The sequence below is a fragment of the Amycolatopsis sp. NPDC089917 genome (assembly GCF_040684635.1).
Lineage (GTDB): Bacteria > Actinomycetota > Actinomycetes > Mycobacteriales > Pseudonocardiaceae > Amycolatopsis.
In genome coordinates this window covers 71,472-80,241 of sequence record NZ_JBFBGL010000039.1, presented here as the reverse complement: position 1 = coordinate 80,241, position 8,770 = coordinate 71,472, and the positions used below count along the sequence as shown (strand labels likewise).

Annotated in this window: 9 protein-coding genes and 1 pseudogene; 2 read left to right on the top strand and 8 right to left on the bottom strand. The window is 69.5% G+C overall.

Annotated features, from left to right (window positions below):
* From AB0N89_RS26595 to AB0N89_RS26585, 3 genes are all read right to left on the bottom strand, one after another.
* Positions 1-804: hypothetical protein (locus AB0N89_RS26595; protein WP_364209311.1), on the bottom strand; the 804-nt coding region annotated here is incomplete at its 3' end.
* A 15-nt stretch (positions 805-819) separates the two neighbouring features.
* Positions 820-1,653, bottom strand: coding sequence for a hypothetical protein (locus AB0N89_RS26590; RefSeq protein ID WP_364209308.1), 834 nt, complete (start codon positions 1,651-1,653; stop codon positions 820-822).
* A gap of 159 nt (positions 1,654-1,812) precedes the next feature.
* Complete coding sequence (locus tag AB0N89_RS26585) at positions 1,813-2,046, bottom strand: hypothetical protein (protein WP_364209305.1); 234 nt, start codon at positions 2,044-2,046, stop codon at positions 1,813-1,815.
* A gap of 182 nt (positions 2,047-2,228) precedes the next feature.
* On the opposite strand from AB0N89_RS26585, the gene AB0N89_RS26580 reads away from it, so the two are divergent.
* Both AB0N89_RS26580 and AB0N89_RS26575 read left to right on the top strand, forming a co-directional pair.
* On the top strand, positions 2,229-2,948 hold the full coding sequence (locus AB0N89_RS26580; RefSeq protein ID WP_364209302.1) for a histidine kinase: 720 nt from the start codon (positions 2,229-2,231) through the stop codon (positions 2,946-2,948).
* On the top strand, positions 2,945-3,607 hold the full coding sequence (locus tag AB0N89_RS26575; RefSeq protein WP_364209299.1) for a response regulator transcription factor: 663 nt from the start codon (positions 2,945-2,947) through the stop codon (positions 3,605-3,607). Before AB0N89_RS26580 ends, AB0N89_RS26575 begins: the two co-directional genes overlap by 4 nt.
* Here the strand turns inward: AB0N89_RS26575 and AB0N89_RS26570 are convergent.
* The 5 genes and pseudogenes from AB0N89_RS26570 to AB0N89_RS26550 form a co-directional block, all read right to left on the bottom strand.
* A complete protein-coding gene (locus AB0N89_RS26570) occupies positions 3,571-5,127 on the bottom strand; it encodes an alpha/beta hydrolase (RefSeq protein ID WP_364209296.1) in 1,557 nt (518 codons plus the stop codon). The two genes, AB0N89_RS26575 and AB0N89_RS26570, sit on opposite strands and share 37 nt — an antisense overlap.
* 41 nt (positions 5,128-5,168) lie before the next feature.
* The gene (locus tag AB0N89_RS26565; protein ID WP_364209293.1) at positions 5,169-6,401 is read right to left on the bottom strand and encodes a sodium:proton exchanger; all 1,233 of its coding nucleotides are present in this window, start codon (positions 6,399-6,401) and stop codon (positions 5,169-5,171) included.
* Between the two features lie 295 nt (positions 6,402-6,696).
* Complete coding sequence (locus AB0N89_RS26560; protein ID WP_005159517.1) at positions 6,697-6,993, bottom strand: hypothetical protein; 297 nt, start codon at positions 6,991-6,993, stop codon at positions 6,697-6,699.
* Positions 6,994-7,108: 115 nt separating this feature from the next.
* Positions 7,109-7,690 (bottom strand): hypothetical protein, encoded by a 582-nt coding sequence (locus AB0N89_RS26555; RefSeq protein WP_364209290.1) that lies wholly within the window; start codon positions 7,688-7,690, stop codon positions 7,109-7,111.
* 367 nt (positions 7,691-8,057) lie between these two features.
* Positions 8,058-8,678, bottom strand: a pseudogene (locus AB0N89_RS26550) (TetR/AcrR family transcriptional regulator); the annotation flags it as partial.
* Positions 8,679-8,770: the final 92 nt, after the last annotated feature.

The following is an 8,770-nucleotide window of genomic DNA, read 5'->3' as shown; positions in this document are numbered from 1 at the left end:
CTTTTTGTTGGGGGGGCGGGGGCGCGGTCCGGGGGGGGGGGGGGGTTGTGGGGGTCGTGGGGGTCTGGGGGGATTACCCCCCCACCCCCCCCCCCCGACGCCCTGGAACTGGTCGTAGAACGCCGTCTTGACCGCCACCACGGCCTTTTCCGTCTCACGGAACCGTTCCCGCGCCTGCTCCGAGTCGATCAGCTGCACGAGACGCAGCCCGAGCTGGTCGGAATGCGTGAGCGAGAGCGGGGACGCGGCGGCCAGCGGGCGGGACTTCGCGTCGTGCACGTGGTGCGGATAGTAGAAGACGGACTTGTCGCCGAGCACCGGCCCGATCCGGCGCCACAGCTCGCCGTACTCCACGCTGACCAGCACCTCGCCCCAGAAACGCAGGATCGTCAGCAGTTCGACGTCGGCGTGCTTCGAATCGCCCGCCGAGGAGATCAGCTCCATCGTGGTGTCGAGGCAGGCCGTCGTGGCCAGCGACCGCCGGGACCGCACCAGCGTTTCGCGCGGGACGCCGAGGGCGAGGATGTCCGTCATCAGGTCCTCGCGGTGCGAAGGCGTGCTGCCGGGCGAAGAGTTGTCCGGGTACTCCTCCCGGACGATGACACGGGCGATCCGGACGGACTGTTCGTCGGTGAGCAGGTCGATCGCCAGGTCGTACGCCATGGTGAAGGCCAGCGACAGAAAACGGCGCTGCAGCAGGACTGCCCGCAGATCCTCCGGCGAGAGCTCGGTGACGCCGCGTAGCATCGGGTGATTCCGGAATCCCTCGATCAAACCGTCTTCGAACTCGTCAAGGTCTCGCATCACTACACCTCTTGCTCAGAAACGGATCATGTCGATGCTTCGCTTCCAGTCGCCGAGGTCGACGTCGTGGCCGATGTCCCACAACGTGTCGAGCTCGTGCTGGATCTGCTCGCCGAGCACGGTGTCGTGCGTGCCCTCGATCTCGAACTGCGGCGAATGGATCGCCAGCTGGCCGTGCAGGAACATGCTGACCAGGTAGCGCCCGTCGGCCCGGTACACCGCGACCGAGGCCTGCGAGTTGAACACCCGCACCTTCAGGTTGCCCTGCCGTTTCGCCAGCCGCCCGTGCAGCCGGGAAAGTGTCTCCAGGCAGTTCGTGATCCCTGTGCTCACGAAGGCGGTGCCCGCGCCGTCGGACCGGCCCAGCGCCGCCTCCCGTAATCCCACCAGCATCGAGTTCGGGTGCAGCAACATGATCCGCACTTCGGCCCGGTGTCCGACGATGGCGCTTTCCAATTCGTGTTCCAGCAGGCCCAGGTTCGGGATCCAGGTGTTCAGGATCGTCACCTGTTTGGCCTTCGCGACGCGGGCCGCGAACGCGTCGTCCGGAAAGCGTTTGTGCACCTCGATCACCCCGCCGTAGTGCCCGCGGCGGAGGCTCGAAGCGATGGTGTCGATGTCGAGACCGGCGAGCCGATCGCGAATGTCTTCCAAGGCGCGCAACGGGGTCAGCTCGATGAGCAGCACGACGACGACCCCGCTGACCATGATCAGGGTCAGGGTGGTGACGCCTTTCGGCGCGACTTTGTCCAGCCAGCCGAGCTGTTCCGCGATCCCGACCGCGAAGCCGACCACCGCCAACCCGCCGAGACTGAGCAATTCGAGCCAGCGACGCATTCTGCGGAGCATTCACCCTCCGGGATCCGGCAGCCTGTGCCTCATGTTCTCACAATCCGAGAGGTCACTGTGATCGGGGTCACCACATTGGTGCGACGGCGCTTTTCCCGCGAAATCCACGAAAAGCGCCGAATCCCGCACAGGAATCCGCGGTCTGCGGCCGAACCCGGTTCACTCGTCGCCGGACTTGTACCTGCGCTGGAGTTCTTCGTCCTGCTCACGCGGCGGCTTCTCGACCCAGCGCCCGTGCACGAGGTCGTTCTCCGTGTAGTCGGCACGCCGGGAAGACCAGCCCGGCAACATGAACTTGCGCGTCCCGCCCCGTCCCCGATCGCGCAGATCGGTGAGCACGGCGACACCGATGACCAACACCAAGACCCCGAGCGCTATCCAGATTCCGACCATGTCCGCTCCCCCGCAGATGAAGTCGTTTCCGCCAGGTTAGCGTGCCAAAGGACGCCGGGACACGGGATTTCCGACGCCACACCTTCGCCTCCCTTGCTCCGTTCGGGCTAGCCCGGCAGGCGTAGCCGGTTTCAGCCCACATGGCGAGGTGACGGCGGTACCCGCGGCCATAGGGTGACGACGTGCTCGGTGAACGACTCGATTCCTGGCTGCGTGGACACGGGCCGCTGGTCGACGTCCTGATCGCGCTGATGCTCGCCGCCTGCTGTGTCCTTTTAGGACTCTTCGTGCGGGCGGAAGCGCCCTACTTCCTGTTTTCCCTGCTCCTCTCGCTTCCGCTGGCCTTGCGGCGGCGCAACGCCGCGGTGTGCGCGGCGCTGGTGCTGACAGCCGCGGGCGTCCAGTGGCTCGCGATCCGGGACGACGTCGGCGCGCTGCCCGCCGACCTCGCCGTACCGCTGGCGGTGCACGCCGCGGCGGCCTACGGACCACGACGTGCGGGCGGCATCGCGCTCGTGGTCGGTCTCGCCGGTTCCGTGCTGGGCGGGCTGAGCTGGCCGATGCTGCCGTCGTCCGCGACCGCGCACCTGCTCGTCGGCGCCTTCCTGGCCAGCACGGTGGTGGCCGCCTGGGCGACCGGCACGTTGCGTCGGGTACGGCTCTCCCACCGTGAGCAAGAGGCGCGGCTCGCCGTCCTCGCCGAGCGGACCCGCATCGCCCGCGAGATGCACGACATCGTCGCCCATTCGCTCGCGGTCGTGATCGCGCAGGCCGACGGTGGCCGGTACGCGGCTTCGCCCGAGGCCGGGAAGTCGGCGCTGGTCACGATCGGCGAATGCGCCCGGCAGGCGCTGGGCGACCTCCGGCGGGTGCTCGGCGTCCTGCGGGACGGCCAAGCATGACCACACCGGTCCGGGTCCTGCTGGCCGACGACCAGGTGCTGGTCCGGGCGGGCTTCCGGATGGTCATCGAGTCGCAGGAGGACCTGACCGTGGTCGGCGAGGCGGGTGACGGACTCGCCGCGTTCGAGCACACCCGGCGCCTGAACCCCGACCTGGTGCTGATGGACGTCCGGATGCCGGTGCTCGACGGCATCGAGGCCACGCGGCGCGTGCTCGCCCTACCTGGCGCGCCGAAGGTCCTCATGCTCACGACGTACGACCTCGACGAGCACGCGCTGGCCGCGATCAGGGCCGGGGCGAGCGGTTTCCTGCTCAAGGACGCCACCCCGGAGGAACTGCTGGCCGCGATCCGGACGGTGCACGACGGCGACTCGGTGATCGCCCCCTCCACCACCCGCCGGTTGCTGGACCGGCTGGCGCCGCCGCTCGACCCCGGCGCGGCCCGGTCGGCGGCGACGCTGACCGGGCGCGAGCGGGAGGTGCTGGCCGGGATGGCCCGCGGCTGGTCCAACGCCGAGATCGCCGAGCGGCTGGTGGTCGCGCCGGGGACGGTGAAGACCCACGTGGGCAACATCCTGGCCAAGCTGCGGGTGCGGGACCGCGTACAGGCCGTGGTGCTCGCCTACGAAGCGGGAGTGGTCCGGCCCGGCGAACGGTGACGGACGCAGGTGACGTCGGTCCGGGGCAGTGTCCCGCCGAGCAGGTACGACTCGACGGCTTCGGTGACGCAGGGCGCCGGGTCGAAAAGGTAGACGCCGTGCCGGAAGGCGCCGTCCAGGGTGACCATGCGCGATCCCGTCAGGGCGCGGTGCATCGCCAGTTGTCCGGCATACGGCGTGACCGGGTCCCCCGAGGCACCCACGAGCAGCGCGGGACGGTCGTCGCCGATCGGCACGGGTGCTTCCGCGGGCGGCACGGGCCAGAACACGCACGGGGTGAGGTGCCGCGCCAGCGGGCCGAACAGGGGCTCGGCGGTCCGGTGCGCCTGGATGTCCCGGTAGTGGCTTTCGGGATCGCGGGACGCGGCGCGGTCCGCGCACTGGTTGGCGACCGTGGCGCTGAACCCGAACGACGGCTCCACGTTCGGGTCGGTGTACAGGGAGAGCTTCCACTCCTGCGTGGGTGTCGGCGTGACGGCGACGCCTCGCGCGGCGTCGCGCAGTACGACGACCTGGGAGCTGAATTCCGCGTAGAACGCGTCGCTGTCGTCGACGGTGAGCAGCAGGCCGGGAATCATCGCCTCGTCGATCCGGTGACCGCCGACGCGCAGAGGTTCGCGGGCGGCGGCGCGGGCGATCCGGTCCACCGTGGCCAGGACCTCGTCCGCGGTGGCGCCGAGGCGATAGCTCCCGTTCCGTCGGGCGGCCCAGTTCGCCCAGTCGCGCAAGGCGGCCGCGTCCGCCGGCGCGGTTTCCCGGGTGAGCGCGGGACCGGCGGCCCCGGGGGCGGCGGCGCTGTCGAGCACCATCCGGTCGACGCGCCGAGGGAAGAGGCTGCGGTAGACGGCGCCGAGATGACTGCCGAAAGACCAGCCCAGGTAAGAGATCTTCGCTTCCCCGAGGGCGGCCCGGACGAGGTCGAGATCCCGCGCGATGTCGCGGGTGGACGCGTGCGCGAGGAGATCGCTCCGGTCCGCGCAGCTCGCCGCCAACTCCCGCGCGACCACCACGCTGCGGTCGAAGGAGGCCCGATCCGGACTCGCCAGCTGGGCACTCTGCAGGTACCGCCCGGTGGGCCAGCCGCATTCCAGCGGGGCGCTGAGCCCGAAGAACCGCGGATCGATCCCGACGAGGTCGTACCTCGCCGCGAGCGAAGGCGCCCCGGACGGGACTTCCGGCGGCAGGCCTTGTGCCAGCAGGGCCACACCGTCACGGGACGGGCCGGGACCGCCGGTGTCGACGACAAGGGTGCCCAGCCGGCGCGCGGGGTCGGTCGCGGCCCGGCGCGCGACGGCCACCGCAAGGGTCCGGCCGCCCGGATCGGCGTGGTCCAGCGGAACGGTGATCTCACCGCAGGTCGCCCCGGCGGCCGCGAGCCGTCGCCCTGTCTCGTCGTCCGGCCCGGTCCGGCAGTCGTGCCAGGCGATCCGCGGTGCCGGGGAGGCCGCGACCGGTTGTCCGGCACTCGCCGCGAGCGCGATCACGACGCCCGCGGCGAGCAGTTTCCTTCGTTTCGTCATGCCTGGACGCTAAGCGCGGGAACTCGCGGAAACCTCTGCCCTCAGGCCGAAATCCGCTCCTTGGAGCTACCCCCGGGGGCAGAGGGAGCCTTGCGGAAAGGAGCGGCCAGGGTCGGCAGGATGTGACGGCGGTTGTGGATCAGGGCGACGAGCGCGATGACCGCGTAGACACCGCAGAGGACGTAGCGCGCCGTCTGGCCGGGCAGCGCGAACTGCACCGCGAACAGGCCGAGCAGGGTCCAGGCGGCCCAGCGCGGGAACCGCAACGCGAGCAGGGCGGCGACCCCGAGCAGGGTCTGGGTGGCGGTGAGGAGGAATTCCTCGACCTGCCGGGCGTCCAGGTGCAGCGCGGTCCCTCCGCCGCCGAGGACGTAGGCGATCGGAAGACTGCCGACGAGCAGCGTCCATTGGTTGACCTTGCTGGAAAGCAGTGTGCCGATCGCCGCGTCTCCCTTGCCGCGGACGGCGAACAGGATCGCCACGATGAACTCCGGCGCCTCCGACGCCAGCGGCGCGAGCCATTGCACGAGCAGGAACCGGTCGATGCCCAGTTCCGTCCCGACGGCGATCAGGTTGTGCGCGAACGGTTCCGCGCTGGCGACGATCACCACGGCCGCGAAGACGAACAGCGAGGTCACCAGGATCCGGCGAGGCCGCTTGGACAACGCGCCGAGGGTGGCGGCGGGGCCGACCAGCTCGGGTTCGCCGGGCTCGGCGCGGGAGACCTTCCAGAGGTAGAACACGAAGAACCCGAGCAGCGCGAAACCGAGGACCAGCGAGATCTGCCCGGTCCCTGGGATGACGAACGCGACGATCGAGGCGATCGCGAGGAACCCGAGCTCGATCCGGTACGGCGAGTCGAGAACCAGCTCCCGGACCGTGGCGCCGCTGCGTTTCTTCGCGACGGCGAGGCCGATCAGCACGACGGTCGACCAGCCGAGGCCGAGCAGCAACCGGTTGGACCCGGTCATGTTCGCCGCGGCGTAGGCCACGTACTCGGGGTTCGAGCCGGCCGTGTAGGCGAAGTACAGGTCGACCGCGTACTCGGGGAGCACCGCGATGACGGCGAGCACGGCGATCGCGAGCCCGCCGGAGATGTCCACCTGCGCGGCTTCCGCGGCCCAGGCCAGCAGGAACGACGCCGCGACGACGGCCAGGCCGAACAGCAGCAGGCCCACCACCGCACCCGGTTCGGCGCCGGAGAACCGCAGGACGAGCGCGGGCACGGTGAGTGCGGCGCACAGGCCGATCGGCCTCAGTCGTTTGACGATCACGGACCGAGATTCCCGGCGGCGACCGGGTTACCACAACCGTTGTCCGTTTCGCCTGTTCGACGAGAATCCCCTTGCGGGACAAGGAAAATGGAAGATCGTCATGCCGAAATCCGGACATCGTCCCACCGGAGCATCCGGGCCGGCCTGGTCCGACGGCCCTCGCGCGCGGCGGAGAGGGCGCCGCGTCCGCCAGGTCGGTGTTCCGGCTTTCCGCCCGTGAAGTGCCCCTGATCACATTCGCCCGAAATGACGAAATCCCCAGGCATCCGCGGATACCGGGGGATTCCGGGGGCGATCAGCCCCGGGCGTTCGGGTCGATCACGCCGCCCGCCAAACCGGTGGCGGCGTCACCGAAGGCGCCGGCGGAATCGACGGCGCCCTGACCGGCCGCGGTGGCCGAGTCGACGGCACCCTGGCCCGCGGCGGTGGCGTTCTCGGCGAGCCCCTGCCCGGTCTCGGCCAGATCGCCCGCCGACTGGGTGACCTGGTCGGCGGCGCCGGAAAGGTCGACACCGGTCAGTTCGCCGACCTTGTCGCCCGCACCACCCAGCAGCTCGGCGGCCTTCTCCTTCAGCGAGTCGAACAGGCTCATCAGGGGTACTCCTCGGATCGGTCGTGCGGAGGCGGCTGAAAGTTCACCGTACAGGACAAATCGGGCACGGTGTGCGATAGCGGTCGCTCCGGACAGGTGAAATACCGAGAAGTGCTCAGAGGCAGGGCGGCTGGTAGCGATCGATCGCGAGGCCGCGGAAGTCGATCTTGTTGGGCGTCTTGCCGACGAAGACCAGGCCTCGCGCCTCGGTCAGCGCCGAAGCGAACGAGTAGTCGGGCTTGCCCAGTTCGGGCAGCGTCGTCCACGCGTCGGGCGCGAAGCTGAAGAACTTCTTGACCATCTTCCCGCCGGTCGACGGCACCTTGGTCAGCCACTTGTCGCCGCCGCTCCAGTGCGACGCCGGGCGGAGCTGGACGTAAAGGTCGTCGGTCGCGCTGTAGGTCATCCAGAAACCGGAGGATTTCGACAGATCGGCCTGCGCCTCGAACTTGTTTCCCAGCCAGACGACGGCCACGTGCCATTCGGCCTTGAGGAAGGTCACCTTGGCCGCGTACCCGCCGCCTTCGCGGACGAGCAGGCTGCCGGTCGCCGGAACCGTGGTGCCCTCACCGGAGGCGAGCCATTGCTGCAACCGGTCTATCGACGGGGTGGCACATTCGCAGACATGCCGCGACGGGGCCGCGTTCGCGACGGCGCCGGGGCCGATCAGCGAGGCCAGGAGCACCGACGCGATCACGGCGAACGTACGACTGAAGGGAACTCTCGATCCTCCGCGCATTCCCGGAAGCTAGCACAGCGATCGCCGAGAAACCGCTGTACAGCAGGAAAGTACCACACTATGCCCCACTCAGCGGAAACTGTCCTTTGTGGAGTAATACCAGTGCTTCGAGTGGTCCAGGTGGTCGTCGTCGCCGGGCCGGAAGGCGCGACTCACGTGATCAGACACGGGACTCGCGTGATTGGGCGGCGAACTCGCGTGATCAGACGGACGACACGCCCGCGGGCAGGGTCCGCCGCGAGTCGTCCGCCTGGACACGCGTGTCGTCCGTCTGATCACGCGAGTCGTCCGCCTGGTCACACCGGAGCCGGCCCGGCAGGAGGGTGTCCAGCTCAGCTTCGAAGAGCACGGCGGGATCGAAGCCCATGCCGGCGAAGTGCCCCGCCAGTTCGAGAGACAGCACGCCATGGAGCCGCGTCCAGAACGTCACGGCCCGGCGCAGGACGGCGGACGGCACCGGCTGCCCGCCCGCCCAGTCGCGGTGGTCGTCGAGATGCGCTTCGAACGGTGTCGCCGGTCCGTCCCCCGGAAGGGCGGCGTGGACGTCGATCAGGACGGCCATGATCTCGTTCGAGATCCGGGTGGTGTCCTCCGGCGCGCGGTAGCCGGGGATGGGCGTGCCGTAGACGAACAGATAGCGCTGCGGATCCGCCAGCGCCCACACCCTGATGGCATGGGCGACCGCCGCCACGCCACCCGGCCCGGCGGCGCCTACAACGTCCGCGAGGCTCCGGTAGGCGTCGCGGATGAGGTCCGTGATCAGGTCGTCCCGGCTGGGGAAGTACCGGTACAGCGCGGGGCCGCTCATGCCCACGTGTTTGGCGATCGCGTTGAGGGACAACGCGGAGACACCCGTCGTGGCCAGCTGCTCCCACGCGTGCCGCTTGATCTCGGCGCACACCTGAGACCGGTAGCGCTCACGCGAGGTCTTCCCGTCCGCGTCCATCGTCCTGCCTCCTTCCGGACCCACTGGTTAGAGGCTATCACTTTTCCTATTGACACTCACACTGTCGCGGTTATAGCTTCTAACTATCGCAA

What these genes read in the sequence shown, in the direction of transcription:
- AB0N89_RS26570 (WP_364209296.1), bottom strand. Translation starts at nt 5,127, where the DNA reads ATGACGAAACGAAGGAAACTGCTCGCCGCGGGCGTCGTGATCGCGCTC.
- AB0N89_RS26585 (WP_364209305.1), bottom strand. Translation starts at nt 2,046, where the DNA reads ATGGTCGGAATCTGGATAGCGCTCGGGGTCTTGGTGTTGGTCATCGGT.
- AB0N89_RS26560 (WP_005159517.1), bottom strand. Translation starts at nt 6,993, where the DNA reads ATGAGCCTGTTCGACTCGCTGAAGGAGAAGGCCGCCGAGCTGCTGGGT.
- AB0N89_RS26575 (WP_364209299.1), top strand. Translation starts at nt 2,945, where the DNA reads ATGACCACACCGGTCCGGGTCCTGCTGGCCGACGACCAGGTGCTGGTC.
- AB0N89_RS26590 (WP_364209308.1), bottom strand. Translation starts at nt 1,653, where the DNA reads ATGCTCCGCAGAATGCGTCGCTGGCTCGAATTGCTCAGTCTCGGCGGG.